We start from the raw sequence: 25,049 nt of genomic DNA, 5'->3' as shown, positions 1-25,049 counted from the left end.
TTGGACTCACCACAACTGCGCCCGACGGGCGCGGAGCCACGGATGGCGGATAAAACACGCGGGATGATGGCATCTGTTCTCATTCCCTGCAGCCTGTGCAGGGAAATCGTAGACGAACTGGGTGCCCAAGCACTCTTTTTGCTCAACGCTGCGCGCCTGGTGTTCGCCGGGTGGGGGCAGTTTCCCAAGATTATCCGACAGGTCTATTTCATCGGCGTCCAGTCGGTGACGGTCATAGCCCTGATCGGCCTGTTCACGGGCATGGTCATGGGCATGCAGCTCTATTTCGCCCTGTCCATATTCGGTGCCGACGGATTTCTGGGAACCGGCGTGGCGCTGTCGATGGTCCGCGAGCTGGGGCCCGTGCTGACGGCCATCATGCTTACGGGCCGGGCGGGTTCGGCCATGACCGCCGAGATCGGGGTCATGCGCATCTCCGAGCAGATCGACGCCCTGTCCATAATGGACATCAACCCCGTCCGTTACCTGGTTTCCCCCAAGTTGGCCGCCAGCCTGATCAGCTTCCCCATCCTGACCGCCTTTTTCGACCTGATCGCCATGTGGGGCGGCTGGCTGACCGGCGTCAAGCTCCTCGGGGCCAACGCGGGCGTGTACTGGTCGCGGGTGCAGAGCTCCCTGGATTGGGCCGATATCGAGGGCGGCTTCATCAAGTCCATCTTCTTCGGCCTCCTGGTCTGCACCATCTGCTGTTTCGAAGGGTATTACACCCACACCCGTTCCGGCCACGCGGGCCCGGAGGGCGTGAGCCAGTCCACCACCAACGCGGTGGTCAAGTCCTGCGTGGTCATCCTGGCGGCGGACTACATCCTGACGTCGCTCTTGTGGTAGGGGAGAGTTCATGAGCACCGCGCCGAGCATACGACTGGAAAACCTGTCCGTGGGATACGGCGGGACGCCCGTGGTCAGAGGCCTGAACATCGAGTTTCCCAGCGGCAAGCTGTCCATGGTCGTGGGCGGTTCGGGTTGCGGCAAGTCCACCCTGATCAAGCACATCCTCCAGCTGCACGCCCCCATCGGAGGCAGGATTTTCATCGGCGGCCACGACATCAGCTCCATGCCCAAGCGCCATGCCCGCTGCATCCGGCAGCGCACCGGCGTGCTCTTCCAGGACGGCGCGCTGCTCGGGTCGCTCAGGCTCAAGGACAACGTGGCCCTGCCGTTGCGGGAGCACACCCGCCTGAAAGAGGCGCAGGTCATGGAGATCGTGCAGGACCGGCTGGAGTTGGTGGGGCTGGGCCATGCCCTGGAACTGTACCCCAACGAACTGTCGGGCGGCATGCGCAAGCGCGCCGGGTTGGCCCGGGCGCTGGTCATGGACCCGCAGGTGCTTTTCTGCGACGAGCCCACATCCGGGCTGGACCCGATCCTGTCCGCCGAACTGGACCAGCTCCTCCTGGAGATGATGGGGCATTTCGATATGACCATGGTGGTGGTTACCCACGACCTGGCGAGCATGCGCGGGCTGGCGGACCACGTGGTCATCCTGGGCGAGAGCAAGTGTCTCTACCAGGGGACCATCGAAGAGTTGGAGAAGACCGAAGACCCGTACCTGCGTCGTTTCCTGGACAGGAAGGCCGAGGAGAGGGACGCCCCCAGGCTGACCCTCCCGCCGCTGGACCCGTCCATGTTCAAGATCGACTGCAAGGCGATGCTCGGCGATACAACAACGATCCGAAAAGGATAAGCGATGCTGAAGATGAAGAAAGAGACCGCTGTGGGGATTTTTGTCATCATGGGGCTGCTGGCTGTGGTCTACATGAGCGTCAAGCTGGGAAACGTCCAGTTGTTTTCGGATAAATATTATCTTGTCAAAGCCAACTTTTCTGATATATCCGGCCTCAAGGCGAACGCTCCTGTCCAGATGTTCGGCGTGGAAATAGGTTTTGTCAGCGAGGTCGACCTGAATCAGGAGCGGGGCGTGGCGGAAGTGTCCATGATGCTCCTCAAGAAGGTGAAGCTTACCGACGACGCCATCGCGGCCGTAAAAACTAATGGATTGATCGGAGACAAGTATGTGAAGATCATTCCGGGCGGCCTGGGAGAGCCGGTCAAGCCGGGCGACACTTTGTTCGACACCCAGCCTGCCATTGACCTGGAAGATTTGATAAGCAAGTTCGCCTTCGGCGAAGTGTAATAAAGGCTATACGTTGGTTGAGGGGCCGATATGTTGGTGAGAAGAGTACTGTTATCCCTGTTGCTGGTCTGCATTTTTTCCAGCGCTGCATCGCCGGTCCTGGCGGATCAATCTCCCATGGAGAGGGTTCAGGAAGGGACGGAGAAGCTGATCGCCATGCTTTCCGATCCGGACATCCTGAGTCCGGAGAACCACGAGGATGCCATCGCCCGGCTCCGGGCCGTGGCCGAGCAGTACATCGATTTCGGCCTGGTCACCAAATACGCAGTGGGCAGACCCTGGCTGTCCATGACTCCGCAGATGCGGACCGACCTGACAGAGGCCTTCATCAAGCTGCTCGAACGGTCCTACCTGAAGCGCATTCCCGCCTACGAAGGACAGGAAGTCCTGTACAAGAAAGAGGCTGTTCAGGACGATAAAGCGAAAGTTCTCACGGAAATCATTGACAAAGACAAGAAAATTGTAGTTGAATTCCGTTTGAGGATCATCCAGGATAAGTGGATGATCTATGATATCGTCGCCGAGGGCGTCAGCCTGGTGATGAATTATCGCAGTCAGTTTTCGGAGGTGCTGAGCAAGGGCACTCCCGAGGATTTGTTGCAGCTTATACGTGAGCGGATAGAAATTATCGACCGACAACAGCAGGAAGAAGAGCAGGCGTCGTGAGAATCAGACATAAGAAGTCCGGTGGTTTGGCAGCAGTGGCGGTGACCGTCTTTCTCCTTTTGGGAGCGGCGGGTTCCTGTTTTGCGGCCAACGCCCAGGCGGAGCCCGTGCAGGTCGCCCAGTTCTCTTCCGGCCAGATTGGCGGCGAGGCGGATTTTGACAATTTCGACGACGAGTACGGCGAGATCGAGACCATTGCCGATCCCCTGTACTACTGGAACAAGACCTGGTTCTTCTTCAACGACGGCCTGTACCACGGCCTGTTCAAGCCCCTGGCTTCCGGGTATGCCTGGATCATTCCGGAACAGCCCCGCACCTGGGTCAACAACTTCTTCACCAACCTGCTTTTCCCTGTCCGCTTCGTCAACAACGTGCTGACCGGCAAGTTCGACGCCGCCTACATGGAAGTGTCCAAGTTCATTGCCAACACCGCTTTCGGCTTCGGCGGGCTGGGCGACGTCACCGCCGACATGCCCCATAACTGGGAACCGGAACGGCCCACCGCCGACGGCTTCGGTCAGACGCTGGGCAAGGCCGGGTTCGGTCACGGCATTTACCTGGTCTGGCCCCTGCTGGGACCCAGTTCCATCCGCGAGACCGTCGGTTTCGTGGGCGACTACTTCTGTGATCCCCTGACCTACGCCGACCTGACCCTCGTGGAGATGATCGCCGTCAAGTCCTACAAGAACGTCAACGCGCTCTCCCTGGAGCTCGATGGCAACGAGTACGAGACCTTGACCGAGGGTGCTGTGGACAAGTACGCGGCCGTTCGCGACGCATATATCCGCTACCGGGCCAAGAAGGTCACCGAGTAGCGGTCTTTCCCCGCAATGAAAATCGCCGTCATTTCGGATACCCACATGGGGACTCCGCCTTCCTGGCTTGACCGGGTCTATTCGACGTGGCTCGCCCCGGCGGATGTGCTCGTCCATTGCGGCGACATCACGTCCTTTGCGGCGTGGTCCTTTTTCATGCAGCATGACAACTTCATCTGCGTGCGCGGCAACTGCGACTGGGACCCGCAGCTGGTGGATCAGCTTGAGCCCATGGTCACGGCCAGGGTCGGCGGCCTCATGCTCGGCGTCACCCATGGCTGGGGTCCGCGCTCACAGGTGCCGGTCAAGGTGGCCCAGGCGTTCGGGCCGGAGTTCGATCTGGTCTGCTACGGCCACACCCATGCCCGCGACTGGTCAGTGGTCGAGGGCGTTCGGCTCTGCAATCCCGGTTCCCTCGGCGAATCGGGTTCCCTGGCGGTGATAACCATCGGCGACGGTGGCGACATGCGTTGCGAATTTATCGACGCGGCCCAGCTTCCATTCCCATAGTCGGTTTCGAGTTCCATTTTCGATTGTTGCAGGGGTCTGGGCGGAAAGACCGTTCGGCTAGGCCCGGAACACGGTCTTCAGGTTGCACTTTTATGCCTGCAATGGCATGAGGTATCCGTGGATATGAAAAGGAAAACAGCGCTTGCCGTAGTGGCCGTGACCCTGGTCGCGTGCCTGGCTCTCTCCTGGCGTCCGGCGAGGGCACAGGAAAGCAAGGAGCTGCTTTTCGGCATGTCCGCCGCATTCACGGGAGCCAATGGGGAACTCGGCATGGAGTTCTACCGGGGGATGATGGCCTACCTCGATCATTTCAACAGTTCGGGCGGTGCCGACGGCTGGACCATCCGCATCCTTCCGGCCAATGACGGCTACAATCCGGTCCCCTGTTTTCAGAATACCATCCGCTTCATCGAGCAGGACAAGGTCTTTGCCCTGTGTTCCTACGTGGGCACTCCGACCACCACGCGCGTCCTCCCCCTGCTCCAGAAATTCGAGGACAGGCACATATACATGCTGTTCCCCTTTACCGGGGCACAGCCTTTGAGGTCCGAGCCTTTCGGCAAATACGTCTACAATCTCCGCGCCTCCTATTTCGACGAGACGTCCGGTCTGGTGGACAACCTGCTCTCCATCGGCAGGAGCCGGATCGGGGTCTTCTACCAGAGCGACGCCTACGGGAGGACCGGGTGGGACGGGGTAAAACGCGCCCTCGACCGCTACGGGCTGGAGATCGTGGGCGAGGCCGCCTACAGGCGCGGCGCGTCCTTTGATCAGGACTTCACCGAAGAGGTGGAGCACATCACGATCAAGGATGTGGACGCCATCATCGTCATCGGCACCTATGCGTCGCAGGGGGCCTTTGTCCGCGATGCGCGACGGAGCGGGTTCAAGGGCCCCATCGCCGGACTGTCATTCTGCGACAGTGACAAGATGCTCGAACTGCTCACCGAGCAGAGCAAAAGGGATGGATACGATTATACCGGGGACCTGATCCACACGCAGGTGGTGCCGAGCTATTCGGACCTCAATTATCCCGGAGTCCGGCGGTATCGGGAAATCATGGGCAACTACAAGGGTGTTCCCATGACTCAGACCGAGGGATGCAAGCCGCGCCGGTTCAGCTATGTCAGCTTCGAAGGTTTTCTCAACGGCGTGCTGCTGGCCGAAATGGTCAAGCGCATGTCCGACTATCCGTCCAAGGAGCGCATACCCGAGATCATGGAGTCCCTGCGCAACTTCGACCTAGGCATAGGCCACCACGTCGATTTCGGGGGCGAGCGCCGCCAGGGGCTTTCCGCCGTGTACTTCACCACCGTGTCCGACGGCATCTTCAACACCTTCACCAACTGGGAAAGGTGGCGTAAATGAAGGCTCCCAGGCTCCTTCTCAAGCCGCTTTTCTTCATGACGGTCATCTTCGGCGTCATCGCCGTGGTCACCTCGGTGACCTTCGGCAACCGTCTGCGCAGGGAAATGACCAGGGAATACGAATCCAAGGCCCTGGCCCTGGCCCGGAGCGTCGCCGAATCCGACATAGCCACCATCCTCAGCCGGGATGCCGGATCGGTCCAGGCGCGGATAGACCAGTACCTCGGCATTGCTGCCGTCTCATACGTGCTGGTGGTGGACGAGAACGGGGAAACGCTGTCCCACACCTTCCTCCCGGACGTGCCGCCCGAGATCGGCAAGTTGCTGGTCACGCTGCCGAGCGGGGACGGGGTGGTCAACGAAGAGCACCTGATGCGGGAGATCTCGCTGGGCGGCAGGACGTACCTGCACGTCTCAAGCCCCATCCTGAGCGGGCTGGCCGGGTACGTGCACATAGGCATGGACATGACCGAGATCACCCGCAACATCCATGAGGCGCTGGTGGAGCAGCAGATCATCATGCTGATTCTCTTCGGCGGCAGCGTGCTGCTCGTGTTCTTGTTCATCATGAATATTTCCAAGCCGTTGACGCAGCTTTCCGAATACGCGGGCCGGGTGGCGGTCAAGGACTTCAGCAACGTGCCGGTGATCACCTCCGACGATGAGGTGGGGCAGCTGGCCAAGGCCATGAGTGCCATGACCGGCCAGATATCCGACCTGGTGACCAGCCTGGAGGACAGGGTCCTGAAAAAAACCCGGGAACTCAAGGAGGCGCGCGACGAGCTCCAGCAGAAGGTGGAGGAGCGGACGTCCGAGTTGATGCGCACCAACACCCAGCTCAAGATCGAGATCGCCGAGAGAAAGGTCATCGGCGACGCCCTGCGCAAGGCCGAGAAGAAGTACCGGACCATCTTCGAGAACGCGGTGGAAGGCATCTACCAGTCGTCGCCCAGCGGCCGTTTCCAGGATACCAACCCGGCACTGGCCCGCATCCTCGGCTACAAATCGCCCGAGGAACTGATGAGTTCCATCTACGACATCGGCACCCAGATGTACGTGGACCCCAACCGGCGCAAGGATTTCCTCGAACTCCTGGAAGAGCGGGACCAGGTCAAGAATTTCGTGTCCAAGGTGCGCAAGCGCGACGGTCGCATCATCTGGATTTCCGAGAACGTGCGCCGGATCGTGGACGACACCGGCAAGATCGTCTGCTTCGAGGGGTCCATCGAGGACATCACCATGCGCAAGAAGGCCGAGGATCAGCTCAAGCGCCAGGCCTTCCACGATCCGTTGACAGGGCTGCCCAACCGGGCCCTGTTCCTGGACCACCTGCGCATGGCCATGGAGCGCGCCCGGCGGCGCAAGCACATGTTCGCGGTCCTGTACATGGACCTGGACCGGTTCAAGGTGGTCAACGATTCCCTCGGCCACGACGCGGGCGACGAGCTTCTCCGGGGCGTGGCCAGGGTGCTGGAAGGGTGCGGCCGGTCCGTGGACACCATCGCCCGGTTCGGCGGCGACGAGTTCGCCATCCTCCAGGAAGAGATCTCCGCACCCAAGGACGCCATCACCATCGCCCGACGCATCCTGGAAGGCGTGCGCCAGCCGTTCAACATCGGCGGCAACGAGGTCTTCACCTCCGCCTCGCTGGGCATCGTGCTCAAGACCGACGGCTACGACCGGCCCGAGGCCCTGCTCCGGGACGCCGACACGGCCATGTACCGGGCCAAGGAGCTGGGCAAGTCCCGGTTCAAGGTGTTCAACAAGAAGATGCACGACCAGGCCCTGGAGCTCATGGCCCTGGAAACGGACCTGCGCCGGGCCGTGGACCTGCACGAGTTCGAGGTGGCCTACCAGCCCATCGTCAACCTGGAGAGCCGCAAGGTGTGCGGCTTCGAGGCGCTGGTCCGGTGGCGGCATCCGGATCACGGCATCATCGGACCGACGGATTTCATCTCCCTGGCCGAAGACACGGGCCTGATCTACACCATCGACAACATGGTGCTCAAGGAGGCCTGCACCCAGGTCAAGCGGTGGCAGGACATGCTCGGGGTCGAGTCCGGCGAGGAGCTGACCATCAACATCAATATTTCCGGCAAGCATTTCGGCCAGTCCATGCTGGTCGGCCAGGTGGCCAAGGCCATGGAGACCTCCGGGCTGGGTGCGGAGTCCCTGTTCCTGGAGATCACGGAGTCCGCGCTCATGGACAACCCGTCCATGGCCGAGGACATGCTGCAGCAACTCAAGGACGTGGGCGTGCGCATCTGCATCGACGATTTCGGCACCGGATATTCGTCCCTGTCCTACCTGCAGCGGTTCCCCATCGACGTGGTCAAGGTGGACAGGAGCTTCATCGACGCCGTGGATGTCAACGCGGACAGCCAGGCCATCGTGCGCACGGTGTTCTCCCTCGGCGAGTCCATGGGGCTCAAGATCGTTGCCGAGGGCGTGGAAACGGCTGAACAGCTGGCCTTCCTGGAAGAGGAAGGGTGCCGGTTCGTGCAGGGATATTTCTTTTTCAAACCCATGAGCGTCGAGGATGTGGACAAGCTCCTGGAGGGGACCAAGCAACCGTCCTGACGTCCGTCCGGCCAACAACAGGGGGTAACCTATGGCGATCAGGGAATACATGACCTGCGAGTTGGAGCCCATCGAGCAGGTGCTCATGCCCTTCCAGGTCTTTTTCCGTTCCAAGACCACCAGCGGCATCCTGCTCATCGTGTGTGCCGTGGCGGCCATGGTCTGGGCAAACTCCCCGTGGGGCGCATACTATGACGCGCTCTGGCATACGGAGTGCTCCGTGGGCTTCGGTCCGGCAGTGCTGTCGAAGTCCCTGCATCACTGGATCAACGATGGCCTCATGGCCGTGTTTTTCTTTGTTGTCGGCCTGGAAATAAAACGGGAATTCATGGTGGGCGAACTGTCCACGCGCAGCCAGGCCGTGCTGCCCTTTGCCGGGGCGCTCGGCGGTATGGTTGTGCCCGCGGCCCTCTATGCGCTCGTCACGGCGGGCTCGCCGGCCATAGCCGGATGGGGCGTTCCCATGGCCACGGACATCGCTTTCGCCCTGGGCATTCTCAGCCTGCTCGGCGACCGGGTTCCCTACCAGCTCAAGATATTCCTGACCGCCGTGGCCATCGTGGACGACATCGGCGGCATCCTGGTCATCGCCCTGTTCTATACCTCGTCCATTTCCATGTTGATGCTGGGCGCGGCCATGGCCCTGCTGCTGCTCGCCTACGCCGGAAACCGCATGGGCGTCCGCAATCCATTTTTCTATGCCCTCATCGGCTGCCTGGTCTGGCTGACCGTGCTAAAGTCCGGCGTCCACTCCACGGTGGCGGGCGTGGCCATGGCCTTCATGATCCCGGCCAGGACCCGCTGCGACGCAAAGGCCTTTCTTCGCAACGCCACCAACATTCTCGACGACTACGGCAAGTCGGTCCGGCCCGGGGCCTCGGTGCTGACCAACTCGGCCATGCATTCGGCCCTGTTGGCCATGCAGCACGTGGCCACAAGCGCCCAGACCCCGCTCCAGCGCCTGGAGCACGCGCTGCACCCGGTGGTGGACTATGCCATCATGCCCATCTTCGCCCTGGCCAATGCGGGAGTGGTGCTCGGAGGCGACATGGGGGCGGTGCTGTCCAGCCAGGTCACCATGGGCACGCTCCTGGGGCTGGTCCTGGGCAAGCCCCTCGGCATCACCCTGGCGGTGGTGGCCATCACCAGGATATCGGGCGGCTATCCCAGGGGCATGAGCTTCCGCCATTTCCTTGGCGCGGGCATGCTGGGCGGCATCGGGTTCACCATGTCCCTGTTCATCGCGGCCCTGGCCTTCGGCGGTTCGCCGGAGCTGCTCACCGGGGCCAAGACCGCCATCCTGCTGGCGTCCGTCCTGGCGGGCATCGGCGGGTACCTGCTGCTCAGGAGCACGCCGCTCCCGGTCGTGTCGGATGGATCGTAGGACTTCTCATCAGGCATAAACCAGTGTAATGTGCCGGTGAATCAGAACGCCAACCTGTGAGAAAAGAACGATGACGACCAGCGACCAAGAATTGATCGAGGGCGTTTTTTCCATCGAGAAAACCGGCAAGATAGGCACCGGCACCACCGCCAGGAGGGTCAAGCAGACGGCCCTGTATTACGCCAAGGAGGTGGATGGGGGCATGGTCGAGCTACAGCTTCTCAATGACCAGAAGGTGCCGTTCGGGGCCGTGGATCAAATCTCGAAGGAAGACCTCCTCGCCGAATACATCCCCATGCCCCAGCTGTACAAGGAGGTCATGGGCAATCTGCGTTCCGTGCAGAAGGCCCTGGCCCGCGGCGACAAGTTCCGCAAGCGGGGCGAGACCTTCACCGCCGAATTCGAGTACGCCCATGCGCTCGATCTGGACGAGGAGAACGTGCGCGCCAACTTCGGCATCGGCCTCTGCCTGCTCGAACGCGACGACAAGGAAAAGGCCAGGGAGGTCTTTGACCGCATCCTCAAGATCGATTCCGCCTTTGAGGACGAGCATAAGCACCTTTTCAACGAGTACGGCATCGCGCTCCGGAAAAAGTCGCTGGGCGACCAGGCCGTGGACTACTACAGGCGCGCCCTGGACCTTTCCAGCGACGACGAGAACCTGTGGTACAATCTGGGCCGCGTCCTCTTCGACCAGGAGAAATGGGCCGAGTGCGCCGAGGCCGCTTCCCGTTGCCTGGACCTCAATCCAGATCACCCCGAGGGCAAGAAGATGCTCGCCTACCTGACCAAGAAAGGTCTGGTCTAGGCCCTCCGGCCGGGATGCCCTATGGGTACCGTCAAATCCTTCATCATCGCAGGCACGCACAGCGGCTGCGGCAAGACGTCCATCTCCCTCGGGCTGATGGCCGCCATGGCCCGCCGGGGCATGCGCGTCCAGCCCTTCAAGTGCGGCCCGGATTTCATCGACCCCGGCCACCACGGGCTGGCCTGCGCCCGCGACGGCGAGCCTGTGCCCAGCCACAACCTCGACGGCTGGATGCTCGACGAGCCGACCAACAGGGACATCTTCAATCGATACGGCGCGGGTTGCGACGTGGCCGTGGTCGAGGGCGTCATGGGGCTTTTCGACGGCATCTCCGGCACCCGGGAGGACGGCTCCACCGCCCAGATGGCCAAGGCCCTGGGGCTGCCGGTCATTCTTGTGGTGGACGCCCGGTCCATGGCCCGGTCCGCCGTTGCCCTGGTGTCCGGCTACGCCCATTTCGACGCGGGGCTGAACATCGTGGGCGTCATCTTCAACCGGGTGGGCGGGCCCTCCCATGCCGAACTGCTCAGGGAGGCCATGTCCCAGCTGCCCGGCATCCCGGTGCTCGGCTGTCTCAAGCGGGATGAGGACATCAGCACGCCGTCCCGCCATCTGGGGCTGGTCACGCCCGATCAGGAAGGGCCTGACATGACCCGGTACCAGCGGCTGGCCGACTGGGTGGAGACCGGCGTCAGCGTGGATGAACTGCTGGGCGCCCTGCCGGACATCGACGTGGTGCCGCCCTTCGAGCCGGTGCCCCAGCTGCCCAAGGTCACCTTGGGCCTGGCCCGGGACAACGCGTTCTGTTTCTACTACGAGGAGAACCTGCGCCTGCTGCGGGAGGCAGGGGCGCGGCTGGTGGAATTTTCCCCCCTGGCCGACACCCGGCTGCCCGACGAGCTGGACGGCCTCTACATCGGCGGCGGCTATCCTGAGCTGTACGCCTTCGAGCTGGGCCAGAACACCAAGCTGCGGCGGGAGATACGGGAGTTCTGCGAATCGGGACGCCCGGTCTATGCCGAGTGCGGCGGGTTCATGTACCTCATGAACGACATCATCACCGGCCGGGGAAGGTATGCCATGGCCGGGGTGTTCCCGGTCCGGGCCGAGATGGGCGAACGGTTCCGTGCCCTGGGCTACCGGGAGGTGGTCACGCAGGCCGACACCATACTCGGCGGCGCCGGGCAGACCGCGCGCGGCCACGAGTTCCACTACTCCGCCATCCAGGAGGAAGAGGGCGCTGCCGAATTGACCCCGGTCTACGCCATGTCCGGTCGCAAGGGCGTCATCGAGACCCCGGAAGGATTTGTGCAGGGCAACACCTTCGGCTCCTACGTCCACCTCCACTTCGCCTCCAACCCGGCCATCCCCAAGGCCTTTGTCCGGGCCTGCCTGGACGTGGCTTCGGGCAACAGACCTGAAATCAAATAAAAAAAAGGCCGCCCTTGAGGGCGGCCTTTTCGTGATTCGAATTCTTATGTCGCGACGCTATTGCACGTTCTCGTTGAAGGGAATCTGCAGCTTGGTCAGCGCCTCGGACAGCTTGGCGGCTTTTTTGGCGTCCACGAAGGACAGGATCTCGCCGGCCTGGCGACCGCGCATGCCGGACAAAACCTTGACGGCCAGGTCGTCGTCCATGGATTGCAGGATTTCGGCGGCCTTCTTGGCCTTGGTGTTGGAGAGCATGTCCACCAGTTGCTTGACGCGCTTGTCCTTGATCTCCTTGGCGTCGTCCAGCATGGACTTGATCTCGGCATGCATTTTCTCGACGCGTACGGCTTCGGCCCTGATGGACGCCTCCATCTCCTTGAGCGTCCGCTCCTTGATGGCCAGCTCCTCTTCCTTGCGCTTGAGCGCCTTCCACTCCTCGGGCAGGTCCGCTTCGGTGCGTGCCTCGGCAGCCTGATCCGCTTCGGCCTCGGCCTGGGCGGCCCGGTTGGCCTCGGAATCCGCCGTGTCGGCGATGGGGGTGGGCGTTTCCTCTTCCGCGGCTGCGGCAATGGAGGCGATTCCGTCAGGCAGGACCGTGTCGACCACCTTGAGCGTCAGTGAATCGACGCTGACCATGCCGAACACGATCAGCTTCAACAGGGCCAGAAAAACGAGGCTGGCAAGGACTCTAGAAATCTTTAGATTCGTAGCGAATCGTTGCCATTTCGTCGTTTTCCTTCTCTTCGCGGGCGCTTTCTTCTTCATGGTGCTTCTTGGCTTGCGTTGACTTCAGCTTCTCAAGGAGTTTCTTGTCCTTGGATCGTTCCACGGCCTGTGCCCGACATCTTTGCAAGTTAAGTTCCAAACTGTTCAGTTCCAGCCGGGCTATGGAGATGTCCTGCTCCAGGGCTTCCTTGTACTGCCGCCAGAGCCACATGTCGTTGGACGTGCGGCGGGAGTCCTTTTCCTTGGCCATGTGGGCGACCAGGCTCGTTTCCATCTCGGCCATCCTGGCCGCCTGGGCGTCCCGGTCCGCCTTGGCCTTGAGCAGGGCCGCCTTGGCCTGCTCCTCCAGCTGCTCCCGGTAGTCGAGCACCTTGTCGAGCTTGAATGCGAACGGTTTGACCATGTCGGGAATGTGCCACGAACCGGGTTGCCGGGGCAAGCCGGGTTACTTGGCCGCCTTGTCCGGGGCTCCGGCCAGTCCGCAGTACCCCTTTTCCCTGGACTCGTCGGCCCAGCGCCACATCATGCACTGGGTCACCTGGCACATCTTCATCTTGTCGTCGTGGGTCATGAGCAACGGGCAGAACATGAATTTTGCGTCGCTTTCCGCAACCAGCATGGAGGCCTCCTTGGCAGAAAAATGAAACGGCGCGCCGCATGTCCGCGACGCGCCGTCATCATAGCGTGCATTGACGGTTCTTGAAAGGTCAACTTTCCGGCGTGGTCTGGACCTTGAGCATGCCGGTGGTTTCCGGGGTCTCGGCCGGGGAACCGACGGGCTGCTCCATCGTGTCCGGTGCGGCCTCGGCGGGCATCTCGGCCATCTGCGTCGCGGGCAGGTTGATCAGGGTGTCCATGCCGAGCAGTCCCTTGAGCTTTTCCAGGGACAGGATGGACAGGCGGGCCTTGTCGTCCAGGACGTTCACGTAGCCGCCGTCGGCGATGATCTTGGCGTAGTCGCTGTCCTCGAGCTTGGGGTTGTCCTTGAACCGGGCCTCGAAATTGGCGGCGTATTCCTTGATGTAGTTGTCGATTTCCGGCTTGGTGAGGCTGTCGATGTCCTTCATGCCCGCCACCACCTGTTCCGGTGTCAGGACGTCGGATTCGACCACCTTGGCGAAGCTGCGCATGTAGCGCAGGGTGCCGTCGTAGATGTGGCTGCGCTTGACCACGTTCATGCCCGCCCAACCGGCGCGGAGCCACTTGAACAGGAAGACCGTGGTGGTGGCCTGGTCCATGTCCTCAATGTAGACCTGCACCGAGCCGGAGGCATAGGTGAAGGTGTCCATCCAGCCGATCATGCCCCGGTTCAGCCCTTCGAGACCGGAGTAGAAGTAGTCCCACTGCTTGTCGTCGAGGATGGCGCCCTTGCGGCCCACGTCGGACTTGTCCTCCTGCTCGGTGACGGACAGGAGCACGTTCTTGCCCGCGTAGTTGAGCAGGATGATCAGCCGGTTCAGGTCATAGAGGTAGTATGCCTCGGCAAAGGAGTCCGGGGTGGTGGACTCGAATTCCCGACCGCGAACGACCACGGGCTGGGACAGGTTTTCCAGCTGGTCCCACAGCCCCTTGTCGAGATTCAATATCTCGCTTCCCTCGTGCCAGCCGGACATGCGCAGGACCGCCGGGCAGAGCAGGTAGTTGGGGATTTCCGGGTTGTAGAAATAATGCAGGATGCGCCTGAGGTCGCTTTTCACTTCATTGCGCAGGCAGACGCCCAGGCCGTCGAACCGGCGGGCCGGGGCGATGTCCTTGGGCTCGGTGGTCAGGGTGACGAAGTCGAGCATGGACCGGACCCTGGCCGGGTCGAACTGTGTGCCGGGCGTGCGCAACACCTCGAAAAGATGATCGATGCTCGACTCGACCTTGGCGTCCAGCGGGTCAGGATTCTTGTCCAGCTCGACGCCCATGAGTCCGGTCGGCTCGTCTTCGGCCATGGCCGGGGTCCACAGCCCGCTGCACAGCACAAATAAAGAGACCACCAGGACCAGGAAGGGCCTCGGCAACGATATTATATTGGTATTCATATGATTTGTTTGTTGAATTTCTCTTTACCCAGGGGGTTGCCCGGTTGCATTCCGTCAACTTCAATTTAGTAATCTTCCGCAAGTTTGGCAAGCCGGAATAGGACATTCTAATTGCGCCGGATCATTCTGCTGAATTGGTTGGTTTTTTCTTGAAGGCGAGCAGCTCCATGCGGGTCACGGCCTTGCCGCCGAATTTCTTGCGCACCGCATCCACGGCCCGATCCAGTTCGCTGGTGGCCTCGACCTTGGCGGGTTCTTCCTCGAACAGCGTCACCTGGCGGTTCCTGGGCGAGAAATTGGACACGCCCACGCCGATGAGGCGCACGGCCCGTTTCAGTTTCACCTGTTTGAGCAGCAGGCAGGCGGTCTCGTAGATGACGGCGGTGTTGTCCGTGCGCGAGTCGAGGCTTTTGGATCGGGTGATCTGCTTGAAGTCCGAGAACTTGACCTTGAGCGTCACGGTGCGGCCCTTGTAGCCGTGGCGGCGGAGGTCTTCGCCCACCCGCTCGGACTGGGCCAGGAGCCACTGGCGGAGCGTTTCGCGGTCCGTGGTGTCCTCGTGAAAGGTGTTCTCCGCGCTGCAGCTTTTGGCCGCCTCGGACGGGACCACCCGGTTGGGGTCGATGCCCGATGCCCGGTCAAAGAGCGCGCCGCCGTATTTGCCCAGCCTCGCCTCCCAGTGCTCGCGGGGTTTCTGCAGCACGTCGCCGCAGGTGCGCACGCCCATGCGCGTCAATATTTCAACGAGCTTCTTGCCCACGCCGGGGATCTTGCCCACCTTGAGCGTCCGCAGGAAGTCGTGCATCTCCTCGTGCCGGATGATGAACATGCCGTCGGGCTTGTTCATGTCCGAGGCAATCTTGGCCAGGAAGCGGACAGGGGCCGCGCCCACCGAGCAGGTCAGCCCCGTGACCTCCTTCATGCGCGCCTTGATCCGTCGCGCCACCTCGTCGATGGGGCCGAACAGCCGTTCAAGCCCCGTGCCGTCGAGATAGGCCTCGTCCACGCTGGCCTGCTCAACGGTGGGCGAGAATTCGGCCAGGACGCCCATGACCATCCGGGATATTTCCTTGTACCGCTTCATGCGCCCGGGGATCATGATGATATCGGGGCAGAGCTGACGCGCCTTGACCACGGACATGGCCGAGCGCACGCCGTACTTGCGCACCTCGTAGCTGGCCGCCGAGACCACGCTCCGGTCGGACGTGCCGCCCACGGCCACGGGCTTGCCCTGCAGGTCGGGGTTGTCCATCTGCTCCACCGAGGCGAAGAAGGCGTCCATGTCGATATGGAGGATCCAGGTTCTCATGATTGGGGGGAGTGTACCCTCGGGAGGCGGGGTGTGCAATGGCGGCTGCGCCGCCGGGCTGTATTAATGTGCTTAGCGCATTCGCGTTTTACTTTTTTTGTTCTTCCTTTTGAGTGTTCCGCCACTCGGCGGCCCTATTTTTGGCTGGCGCCCCAAAAATAGGGGAAAAAGGGCGCTTTCGGGGTAGCTCGCGCTGTCAGGCCCAAGAGCCTGTAGGCGACTTTGCTGCCCGTCTGCAAACTTGCCTGCGGCAAGGTCGACGGGCTGCGCAAGTCGCCCGGAACAGGCTCTAGGGTCTGACAGCGGATTGTCCGTCATTGTCGAATGACTTTGCCATCTCCATTAGGCGCACCTAAAGAAAACACCCTGCCCAAGAAGTCGGGGGCTACTCCCGCCCTTGATTGTGGCTTAGAAGCCGACAGCAAGGAGCGGCGGCTCCCATAAGAGAATACGTGCTCCTCGCCATGGCCTTCACTCGTCTGCAAACTCAACGCGTACCGATCCCCACGGATGGGAGCCGCTCCGAGTTGATCGGATTCTTGCCGTGATCTTGGGGGCGGCCAAGCTCGGCAAGCGCACTTTTTGCTTACTTTTTGGTGCGCCAGCCACAAATCCGCAGGACAGCGGATTTGGAGCGCGCCTGGCAAGGCGCGACCCCGATGGGGCGAGGGCCATGGACGGCCCGAATCAAAAAGTCAGCCGCTGTAAAAGCGGAACACAAAGTAGGGAGGACGAAAGAAGTTGAACGCGAATGCGCTCACGAATCAAAGGAGGCGATCACTCCCGCCGTCGGCGGGGTGGAGCCTAGAAGTACATGGAGAAAACCGCATACCCCACGCCGACGAGGGCGATGGAAACACCCCGGCTCACCTGGTTGTAGAGGATGAGCTTGAAGGCCATGCGCGGGCGGAAGATGCCCGCGTAATAGGGGAACTGGTGGCGGAAGGCGCGCATTGGCGAGGACAGCACGTTGCCGAGCATCAGGGCCAGCACCACCTGGGTCTGGGTCAGGGCGGTGTCGGTCATGAGCGCGCTGGCCGCGGCCAGGCCGGCCTGGAATTCGGCGACCATGTGGAAGGCGACGATGGACAGGGCCTCGGGCGGCAGGAAGGTGAACAGGGGCACGGTCCCGGCCAGCCCGTCCTGCAGCCAGGCGAACAGCCCGGCCTGCTTGAGGAAGAAGAACAGGGCATAGATGGGGCAGGTCAGGAAGAGAATCCTGGGCAGCCGTTTCAGGAACCGCTTCCACGCCTTTTTCAGGGCCGACGAGGTGTCGCGCATGGATTCCATCTCATCCAGGCGGCAGGGGATGCATCCCTCTTCGAGGGGCGGGAGCAGGAACTTGCCCGCGAGGACGATGGCCATGGTGCGCAGCACGGCGGCAAAGGCGGTCAGGCCCACGTATATGCTCGCGGCTGCGCCGATAAAGGGAGTCGCGATGAACAGGATGGTGGGCAGGTGCAGGAAATAGGTGGGCAGGGCGTTGAACAGGTTGGACAGGATCAGTTCCCTGTCCGAGATGTCGCCCCGCTCATGAGCTCCCGAGAGCATGGTGTTGGCCGTCAGCCCGGAGAAGAAGGCCATGGCGAAGCTGGCAGCCGACACGTCCTTGAGCCGGGCGCGCCGGGCCAGGGGCTCGGCAAGCTTGGCGGCGAACCGGGTCCAGTGCAGGGATTCGATGACAATGCCCACCAGCAGGGCCACGGAGATGAAGAAGGTCAGCCTGATGAGCGGCCAGAAGAGGCCGTTCCACAGTACGGGCCAGGAAAAATCGAATTCCATCTACTTTTTCTTGCTCTTGACCTTGATCTTGCGCACCTGGGCGAGCTGGTCGTCGGGCATGTAGAAGGTGTTCTTGTCGCCCGGGAAGGTGGTCCGGCGCACGTCCGCGCAATACATCTGAAGCGCCTCTCGGGCAGCAGCACCCAGGTCGGCGTAGCGGCGCACGAACTTGGGCGTGAACCGGTCGAAGAAGCCGAGAACGTCGTTGTAGACCAGAATCTGCCCGTCGGTGACGTTGCCCGCGCCGATGCCGATGGTCGGGATGGTCACGGATTCGGTGATCAACTCGGCGGCCTCCACGGGGATGGCTTCGAGCACCACGCAGAAGGCACCCGCCTCCTCCACGGCCTGTGCATCCTCGATGAGCGTCTTGACGGCGTCGGCGGACTTGCCCTGGGCCTTGAACCCGCCGAACTCGGCGATGTGCTGCGGCGTCAGTCCCACGTGGGCCATGACCGGGATGCCCGCCTGGGTCAATGCCTTGACCTGGGGCGCGACCGGGACGCCGCCCTCCAGCTTGACCGCCTTGGCCCTGCCTTCCGAAATGAGGCGACCGCCGTTTTCCAGGGCCTTGTCCACGGTGGCAAAGGACATGAAGGGCATGTCCGCCACGAGCAGGGCCCGCTCCACGCCCCGGCTGGCCGCGCGGGTGTGATGGACCATCTCGTCCACGGTCACGGACAGAGTGTCCTCATGGCCGAGCACGGTCATGGCCAGTGAATCCCCCACCAGGAGCAGGTCCATGCCTGCCTGGTCGCCGATCATGGCCGAGGGGTAGTCGAAGGCCGTCATGCAGCAGATTTTCTCGCCGTTCTTCATGGCCCGGATGTCGGGCGCGGTGATCGGCTTGGCCTTGGCCGAAGCGGATTTGTTGTTGGTGCTCATGGTCGGGAGAGTAGGGCCGCAAATGGCCTGCGTCAAGGTCTTGTGCGGGAAAATAGCCCCGGTTTCCGCGGCACGACGGCTTGTCCAAGGTCCGGGGTCCCCTTTCATGGCCCTGCGGGGCTACCGGGGTGTAATGTATTGAGGGTCGGGTCGGGGCGTATATGTGCAACCGTGCACATGTTTTGTGCAATTGTTGGTAGATTGCACAAGCCGTCGGCAAGGCAGATGTCCATAACATGTTGTAAATCAAGTGTTTATTTTTTGGCACGCCCTGTGCTTTAACCCAGCCATGATTGATGCAGTCACTGTCACTCTTATCATCCTGACCGTCGCTCTGTTGCGGCGGTCCCTCCTCACCGACCCGGACGCCGCCCCCGGCGTCCGGGAAGAAGGGGGAGCCTACGGCGACAAGGCCCTTGTGCCGGTACAGGTCCGGGCGATTAACCCCCATCCCGCCAGGACGCGCCGGTCACGCTGATGAGGCCTTCAGCATAGACCATACCTCCCTTGAACAGCAGAACCCTCCTCGAAAGCAGAACCTCAACCCCGGAAAGGGCCGCGAAAGCGGCCCTTTCTCGTTGTGGCTCCGTGCATGGTAAAGGAGAATCAATTCGGTCCGCCTTGTCATAAAAGCCCCGGCAGGATATATAGCCTATACTTTAACCAACCCTGCGGCGGTGTTGACATGATCGACGATGGCAGGCGTTACATGGCCGAAGACGGAGAAGAACCGTGTTTCGAGGAGCTGACCGAAGAGGAGCGGATGGACTACGTGACCAGCCGCATCGAGGCCAAGCTGCTCGACTACGACGGGTACGACTTCACCCTGCGCCAGTCCCGCGCCCTGAACATCTTCTTCGAGCTCTCCCAGGAGCTGCGGGGACGGGAGATGTTCTACACCGTCTGCATGGTCATCCCCCGCATCCTGCTCAGGCTTGAATCCTCCATATATATCCTGGAGGACGAGGAGACGTTTTCCCTGGCCGGGTGCTCCCTTGGCCGGTGCGAGATGGAGCCCACCCGGACCTGGGACCACGAATTGACCGATCACATCGTGCTTTCCGGCCAGCGGCTGTTCATCCCCATCTGCGCCAATCCGGAGTATATCGACATGCTCCCCTTTGCTCCGCCCCACAACATCATCGGCAGTTTCGTCATGAGCCCGTGCGACAAGCTGGCCGGTCACGCCCAGCTTTTTCTCGAGAAATACGTCAACCGCATCGGGTTCCAACTCCACCACCGGATCATCCGGGCCCGCAACCGGGAACACATCTCCTTCATCAAGTCCATGGTCCAGGACATCGGCCACAACGTCATTGTCCCGAACATGTATTTCAAGCTCTATTTCAACCAGCTGAAACGACAGATCGAGGAGCTGCATCTCACCACCGCCAAGGTGCTCGACATGATGAACGACTGCGGTCGGCAGGACTGCGTCGGGGAGGGCAACCGGCTGGCCTCCATCGCGGCGGGCATCGAGGCCCAGTACCAGGAGATATACAGCCACTATGAGTCCACCTCCATGTTCTTGGAGACCCTGCTCCGTCGCCGCCATTTCGAGGAGGGGCGCTACGTGCTGGACAAGCGTGAGGTGAACCTGCGCAAGACGGTCATCGAGCCCGTGGTGGAGCGGTTCCGCCTCCGGTTCGAGGATCTCGGCATCAAGCTCGATCTCAGCCTGGGCGGCCCGCCGGACCAGATGATCCGGCTGGTCATCGACAGGGGGCTGATCCTCCAGGTCGTGGACAATCTTTTCAACAACGCGCTCAAGTACACGGGGAATGCGGACCTGCCCGACGGCCGGTCCGGCAAGTTCGTGGCCTATGGTTGGGAAGTCCTCAAGGATCACTTCGCGCCGGGGTTGCCCGGCATCCGCATCTGGGTCGCGTCCACGGGAAAACCCCTTGAACTCGGCGATCCCATGGAGGTCTTCAAGCCCGGCTTCCGCGCGGGCAACGTGGCCCGCCAGCCCGGCACGGGCCGCGGCCTGTACTTCGTGCGCCAGGTGGTCGAGCTCCACGACGGCCAGGTCGGGTACGCCTACACCGCACGGGGCAACGAATTCTCCATGATCCTGCCCTTCGAGCAGGAGAAGCGGTAGCCTCCTTTCCCTTTAAAAACAGTACGGCTTGGCGTATACCCTCCCCATGCGAATCAGACTGACGCTGGCATACGAGGGCACGGATTTTTGCGGCTGGCAGCTGCAGCCGAAGGATCGGACCGTCCAGGGCGAGGTGGAAAAGGCGCTGTCGCGCATCCTGGGTGCGCCCGTCCGCGTCCACGGTTCGGGCCGGACCGACGCCGGGGTCCACGCCCTGTGCCAGGTCTGCCATTTCGACTGTCCGGGCGAGCGGGCCGGCTTTCCATGGCAGCGCAGCCTGAACGCGGTCATGCCCGAGGACGTGCGCGTCCTCGACGCGGCCGAGGCCCCGGATGATTTTCACGCCCGGTACGGGACCCTGGAAAAGACCTACGAATATGCCTTGTGGCACGAGCGGGGGTTCTGCCTGCCCCAGCGCAGGCGGTTCGTCTGGGCGTGCGGGCCGGTGAACTTCTCCCGCATGGAAGCGGCCGCCGAAATCCTCAAGGGCGAGCATGACTTCGCGGCCTTCCAGAACGTGGGCACGGACATCGACTCCACGGTGCGCACCATCACCGAGCTCTCCCGCCGACCGGGCCCCACCGGCCATGAATCCGTATGGCGGTTCACGGCAAACGGCTTTCTCAAGCAGATGGTCCGCAACCTGATGGGCTGCCTCGTGGCCTGCGGGCGCGGCAAGCTGTCGCCGGACGACGTGCGGGCCATTCTCGACTCCGGCGACCGGACAACGGCCCCGGCCACGGCCCCGCCCCAGGGGCTGACGTTGACCAGCGTCGTGTACAGGTAGTTTTTTTGTGATGCCTCCGGCGGGCTTCTTTGGAGAAAGCAGGGCGCTGCCCTGCACCCGCTCAAGGCCGAGGGCCTTAAGAATCCCGTGTCGCCTTCGGCGAGGGGTGTGCGGGAGTGGAGAGGCGGGTCGTGGCTTGGGGGCAGTGCCCACGCCACATGTGCCGTCATTCGTCATCGGGGAATACGGGTGGTGGCGTTTGAAACGATGTGCCGAAAAGAGGTGCACTCATTCTCAGCCACAACCCGCGCGGATGCGCCTACAAAAAGTTTAGGAAAAGGAGGGGATGGGGGTCCGGGGGAAGGGGAGGAAATAACCCTTTTCAAAGGGTTTTTCCTCCCCTTCCCCCGGCCGCCGGAGGCATCTTCCCCTCCGGCTATTTGATGCCGATGCTCCAGTTGCGGGTGTCCCAGAACAGGGTGGACGGCCCGGCCTGCTTGCCGAACTGGCGGCCCATTTTCCCGAATTTGACGATGACGCCGGGGTGGATGACCCGCCTGGCCGTGATGGACACGCCGGAGAGTCTCCGCTGGCGGGCGTCGATGAGTTTGTGGATCTGGTCGGTGATGGCCCTGCGCCGCCTGGCCAGCGTCCGTCTGTGGGTGAGCACCTCGGCCACGGCCCGGCGCTTGGCTTCGGGGGTGCGCATGAGGATGACCTCGGGCGGGTCGGTGCCCAGGGCCTCGTCGATCTTGCGGATGGCCTGGGTCATCTTGGCCCGCTGTGCCCGCAGGGACTCGTCCTCGGGGTGGTCTATGTCCACCTGGACAACGGTCTTGATGCCGAGCTCGGACCCGATCTCGTTGACCAGCACGCCTTTGCCCGTGATGATGTGGCCGCCGTGGATGATGCCCTTGCCGGATACCGCCACGAGTTTGCCCTTGGCGCGGATGATGGAGTTGGAAATTTCGTTGGCGATGGTCACGTCGCCGCCCGCCTGGATGTTGGCGTTGACGGTGTAGTTGGCGCTGACCTCGCTTCCGGCGATCACGCTGCCGCCCTCGGGCATGAGGATGCCGCCGGACACCGACACCATGCCGCCCGCTCTCACGGACGAGGATTCGATGGATCCTTCCACGATGACGTGCAGGGGCGCGGACACCGAGAACCCCGCCTGGATGGAGCCCTTGATCTTGACGGAGCCGTACTCCAGCCTGACGTTGCCCGAGTTGAAATCCACGTTGCCGGGAATCTCCAGGCAGGACGTGACCGAGAGCTGGTTGCGCTCCATGACGGCCACGCCTTCCCCCTTGGACTGGTAGGTCACGCCGTCGTCGAGGAGGGTCACGTTTTCGCCCAGGTGGATGTGCAGCTCTCTGCCTGCGTGGGCCGGGATGGTCTTGCCGTAGATGTCGATGCCGCCCTCGCCGGGGGTGGGGTGGTGGTAGCGGGCGATGGACTGGCCCGGCCTGACCATGGGGTGGGCGCCCCGGTTGCGGAAATCCATTCGTCCGCTCTCGTCTTCGGTGCCGGCGTCTTCCCGGGTGGAGACCAGATATTCGAGCCAGCCGTCCCGGCCGGGGATAGGGTGGACTCCCTGGACGATGACCTGGTCGAAAAGCGGCGCGCCCGTTTTCGACGCCTGCTCGATCCGGGCCTCAAGGCGGTCCGGATCGATGTCGATGACCACGCCCATGTCCCGTATTTCCTTTTCCAGTTTGGAGGGCGTCACGGGGTTGCCCTGGAAATCCCGGTGGTGGACGGTCCCCATGACCGCTATTTCGTCCTCGGTGATGCGCGGGATGGGGTCCACGGTGATCACGCCGCCCTTGAGGCGGGCCATGCCCCAGACCCGGGACACGTAGGATTCCGTGGTCGGGTCCCAGTCCACGTTGTCCCCGACGGTCACCTGGATGTCTTCGGGTTTGAAGTCGTGCTTGGTGGGGATGGGCGTGCCGTCGATGGTCTCGCCGGGCCGGGCGGAGCGTGGCTCCCGGTAGCGGGCGAACCGGTCCTGGGGGAAGACGGGGTAGTCCAGGTCGCCCAGGGCGATGAGCGCACCGTGCTGCGGCTCTCCCGGCGGGATGCCGCGTACCAGCGCGATGCCGGTGAAGGGCCGTCCGTCGTGGATGGCCTCCACCACCCGCCGGGCGGCGTCCTCGTCCACGGGCAGGCGGACCCCGGCCTCGGCGACCTGTTCGCGGATGAGGTCCACCGAAGGCTTTCGGCCGCCGGTGGCAGGGAAGTACCGGTTGACGCCGAGTTTCATGCCGTCGTCGGACATGGCAAACCGAAATTGTGCGTCAGGGTTTTCCTTGAGTGGTTTTTCGTCCGCCATCGAAACACTCCGGGCCGGGCAGGCCGTATGGGTTACCTGCAAGCAGGAGGACACGGGGTGGCCGCAGCCGATCCTATCACAGGTCGAGCATGCTAGGCAATTCTGGTAAAAAAACGAAGTGGTTGAGAATGGTTATGGTTGTTTGTTCAGGGACAGCCGCCAGTAGAGTTCCTCGAGCAGGGAGACCAGGTCGGCGTGGATGCCGCCGGGTTCGGGCGGCTTGCCGAACAGCGCCCTCCTTTGTTCATTGAGGCCTTCCTTGGACACGGCGGCGGAGTCGGAGTGGAACACGGTCATGGACAGCCGTTCGGCCAGCAGGTAGCCGGTCAGCCCGCCCTTCAGCAGCCCCATGAGCACCCGGAACCGGTCCCTGTTCTCCCTCCAGAAGGCCAGGGCTTCGTTGTTCGGTTTTTCTGCCAGGGATTCGCAGATGAGCGAGTACAGGGAGTTGATGCCCGCGCCGGGGATGCCGCGCCGCCAGCCCAGCAGCCACGGGTTGCGCCAGAACAGGAGGAAGTGGTGGGTGCCGGTGCGGATGATCTCCTCCATGGCCGCCCTGGCGGCGAGGAGCGCTTCGTCCTCCCAGACCACGGGCCGGGCAGACACGTCCCAGGCCGGGAGCGGGGCGGCGGGCATGGCCTCGCCCAACACCTGGCCGAGGATGTGCCTGAGCCAGTCGTTGGCCTGCAGGGACGCGGGCGTTTCCAGGTGGGCGTAGCTCAGGATGACGCGGCCCGCGCCGAAGTCGTTCGCGGTCAGGCAGGGCAGCCCCTGCATGAAGTCCGGGCGCAGGTGGATGCCGTACAGGTTCTCCCAGTCGGTCATGGTCCCTTCGGGCAGGGTGGCCAGTTCGAGGTCCGCCACCCAGAAGTCCGGGCCGGGCTTGCCGTATCGGGCCAGCACCGTGACGTCGTCGTCCACGGGCGCGAACCGTCCCGGCCACCAGACCGGGAGCAGGGCCGTGTCCATGGAGTCCGGGACCAGCGGGTTGGCCGTGTCCAGGCTGGCCTCGACGTGGCCGGAGAGAAAATGGTGGAGGCGGTTCTTGTATCCCTGGCGGGTCCAGGGGGAGAGCCCCAGGCCGTAGGGTCCGGACAGGGCCAGCCCGGTGCCGCCGCAGAAGCCGAGGTAGGTGCCGCCTTTGCTGACGAACTCGCAGACCGCGTCCATGCCCCTGACGCCCAGCCTGTCCGCCTTGCCCTTGGCCCGCCCGCCGGGCACGATGAGCAGTTTCGGGGCCCCGTCCGCGCCGGGGCCGGGCTTGCCAGAGAGCGCGCCATCGGCTATTTCTGACCCTCGCACCAACCGGTGGGGGATACCCCACGCGGAGAGCGCCCGGGTGACCAGAAGTCCCCAGAAATGCGACTCGTCCCAATATATATGTATGCTTGACATATGCGGCTCTCTCGACAAGGGTAGCCCGACGCTACCAAAGGGG

The 25,049-nt window shown here is 62.6% G+C and carries 22 protein-coding genes; 13 read left to right on the top strand and 9 right to left on the bottom strand.

Going from position 1 to position 25,049, the window contains the following annotated elements:
- The first annotated feature begins 63 nt into the window (after positions 1-63).
- The 11 genes from OO730_RS07535 to OO730_RS07485 all read left to right on the top strand — a co-directional run bounded on the left by OO730_RS07535 (position 64) and on the right by OO730_RS07485 (position 11,716).
- Positions 64-849: an MlaE family ABC transporter permease gene (locus OO730_RS07535; protein WP_264983971.1), complete on the top strand. Its 786-nt coding sequence runs from the start codon at positions 64-66 to the stop codon at positions 847-849.
- Between the two features lie 10 nt (positions 850-859).
- Positions 860-1,705: an ABC transporter ATP-binding protein gene (locus tag OO730_RS07530; RefSeq protein WP_264983970.1), complete on the top strand. Its 846-nt coding sequence runs from the start codon at positions 860-862 to the stop codon at positions 1,703-1,705.
- A 3-nt stretch (positions 1,706-1,708) separates the two neighbouring features.
- Entirely contained in the window at positions 1,709-2,155 is a 447-nt protein-coding gene (gene mlaD / locus OO730_RS07525; protein WP_264983969.1) for an outer membrane lipid asymmetry maintenance protein MlaD, read from the top strand.
- A 30-nt stretch (positions 2,156-2,185) separates the two neighbouring features.
- Positions 2,186-2,821, top strand: a complete 636-nt coding sequence (locus OO730_RS07520) for a Tgt2/MlaC family protein (protein WP_264983968.1) — start codon at positions 2,186-2,188, stop codon at positions 2,819-2,821.
- Positions 2,818-3,636 (top strand): MlaA family lipoprotein, encoded by an 819-nt coding sequence (locus OO730_RS07515; protein ID WP_264983967.1) that lies wholly within the window; start codon positions 2,818-2,820, stop codon positions 3,634-3,636. The genes OO730_RS07520 and OO730_RS07515 overlap by 4 nt, the downstream gene beginning before the upstream one ends.
- Before the next feature lie 15 nt (positions 3,637-3,651).
- Entirely contained in the window at positions 3,652-4,146 is a 495-nt protein-coding gene (locus tag OO730_RS07510) for a metallophosphoesterase family protein (protein WP_264983966.1), read from the top strand.
- 123 nt (positions 4,147-4,269) lie between these two features.
- Positions 4,270-5,514: an ABC transporter substrate-binding protein gene (locus OO730_RS07505; RefSeq protein ID WP_264983965.1), complete on the top strand. Its 1,245-nt coding sequence runs from the start codon at positions 4,270-4,272 to the stop codon at positions 5,512-5,514.
- Positions 5,511-8,093, top strand: coding sequence for an EAL domain-containing protein (locus OO730_RS07500; protein ID WP_264983964.1), 2,583 nt, complete (start codon positions 5,511-5,513; stop codon positions 8,091-8,093). The genes OO730_RS07505 and OO730_RS07500 overlap by 4 nt, the downstream gene beginning before the upstream one ends.
- 31 nt (positions 8,094-8,124) lie before the next feature.
- Complete coding sequence (gene nhaA / locus OO730_RS07495) at positions 8,125-9,477, top strand: Na+/H+ antiporter NhaA (protein WP_264983963.1); 1,353 nt, start codon at positions 8,125-8,127, stop codon at positions 9,475-9,477.
- Between the two features lie 70 nt (positions 9,478-9,547).
- Entirely contained in the window at positions 9,548-10,285 is a 738-nt protein-coding gene (locus OO730_RS07490) for a tetratricopeptide repeat protein (protein ID WP_264983962.1), read from the top strand.
- Between the two features lie 21 nt (positions 10,286-10,306).
- Positions 10,307-11,716, top strand: coding sequence for a cobyrinate a,c-diamide synthase (locus tag OO730_RS07485; protein WP_264983961.1), 1,410 nt, complete (start codon positions 10,307-10,309; stop codon positions 11,714-11,716).
- A gap of 57 nt (positions 11,717-11,773) precedes the next feature.
- Here the strand turns inward: OO730_RS07485 and OO730_RS07480 are convergent, their stop codons facing one another.
- The 7 genes from OO730_RS07480 to panB all read right to left on the bottom strand — a co-directional run bounded on the left by OO730_RS07480 (position 11,774) and on the right by panB (position 18,445).
- Positions 11,774-12,373 (bottom strand): MotE family protein, encoded by a 600-nt coding sequence (locus OO730_RS07480; RefSeq protein ID WP_264983960.1) that lies wholly within the window; start codon positions 12,371-12,373, stop codon positions 11,774-11,776.
- Positions 12,374-12,404: 31 nt separating this feature from the next.
- Complete coding sequence (gene fliJ / locus OO730_RS07475) at positions 12,405-12,845, bottom strand: flagellar export protein FliJ (RefSeq protein WP_264983959.1); 441 nt, start codon at positions 12,843-12,845, stop codon at positions 12,405-12,407.
- A 42-nt stretch (positions 12,846-12,887) separates the two neighbouring features.
- Positions 12,888-13,061, bottom strand: coding sequence for a hypothetical protein (locus OO730_RS07470; RefSeq protein WP_264983958.1), 174 nt, complete (start codon positions 13,059-13,061; stop codon positions 12,888-12,890).
- A gap of 88 nt (positions 13,062-13,149) precedes the next feature.
- Entirely contained in the window at positions 13,150-14,469 is a 1,320-nt protein-coding gene (locus OO730_RS07465) for a hypothetical protein (protein WP_264983957.1), read from the bottom strand.
- 121 nt (positions 14,470-14,590) lie between these two features.
- Entirely contained in the window at positions 14,591-15,778 is a 1,188-nt protein-coding gene (locus tag OO730_RS07460; RefSeq protein ID WP_264983956.1) for a DNA polymerase IV, read from the bottom strand.
- An 804-nt stretch (positions 15,779-16,582) separates the two neighbouring features.
- The gene (locus tag OO730_RS07455; protein ID WP_264983955.1) at positions 16,583-17,560 is read right to left on the bottom strand and encodes a hypothetical protein; all 978 of its coding nucleotides are present in this window, start codon (positions 17,558-17,560) and stop codon (positions 16,583-16,585) included.
- On the bottom strand, positions 17,561-18,445 hold the full coding sequence (gene panB, locus OO730_RS07450; protein ID WP_264983954.1) for a 3-methyl-2-oxobutanoate hydroxymethyltransferase: 885 nt from the start codon (positions 18,443-18,445) through the stop codon (positions 17,561-17,563). It lies immediately after the preceding gene.
- A 685-nt stretch (positions 18,446-19,130) separates the two neighbouring features.
- On the opposite strand from panB, the gene OO730_RS07445 reads away from it, so the two are divergent.
- The gene (locus OO730_RS07445) at positions 19,131-20,546 is read left to right on the top strand and encodes a sensor histidine kinase (protein ID WP_264983953.1); all 1,416 of its coding nucleotides are present in this window, start codon (positions 19,131-19,133) and stop codon (positions 20,544-20,546) included.
- A 46-nt stretch (positions 20,547-20,592) separates the two neighbouring features.
- Complete coding sequence (gene truA, locus OO730_RS07440; RefSeq protein WP_264983952.1) at positions 20,593-21,333, top strand: tRNA pseudouridine(38-40) synthase TruA; 741 nt, start codon at positions 20,593-20,595, stop codon at positions 21,331-21,333.
- 376 nt (positions 21,334-21,709) lie between these two features.
- Here truA and OO730_RS07435 read toward each other — a convergent pair whose 3' ends face one another.
- Together OO730_RS07435 and OO730_RS07430 are read right to left on the bottom strand one after the other, a co-directional pair.
- Entirely contained in the window at positions 21,710-23,611 is a 1,902-nt protein-coding gene (locus OO730_RS07435; RefSeq protein ID WP_264983951.1) for a DUF342 domain-containing protein, read from the bottom strand.
- Between the two features lie 132 nt (positions 23,612-23,743).
- Positions 23,744-25,006 (bottom strand): BPL-N domain-containing protein, encoded by a 1,263-nt coding sequence (locus OO730_RS07430; RefSeq protein WP_264983950.1) that lies wholly within the window; start codon positions 25,004-25,006, stop codon positions 23,744-23,746.
- Between the last annotated feature and the right edge of the window lie 43 nt (positions 25,007-25,049).

Origin of the sequence: Pseudodesulfovibrio portus, from assembly GCF_026000375.1 — a bacterium.
GTDB lineage: Bacteria > Desulfobacterota > Desulfovibrionia > Desulfovibrionales > Desulfovibrionaceae > Pseudodesulfovibrio > Pseudodesulfovibrio portus.
Note: the sequence above shows the minus strand (reverse complement) of the source record. Positions and strands in the feature narration are given on the sequence as shown.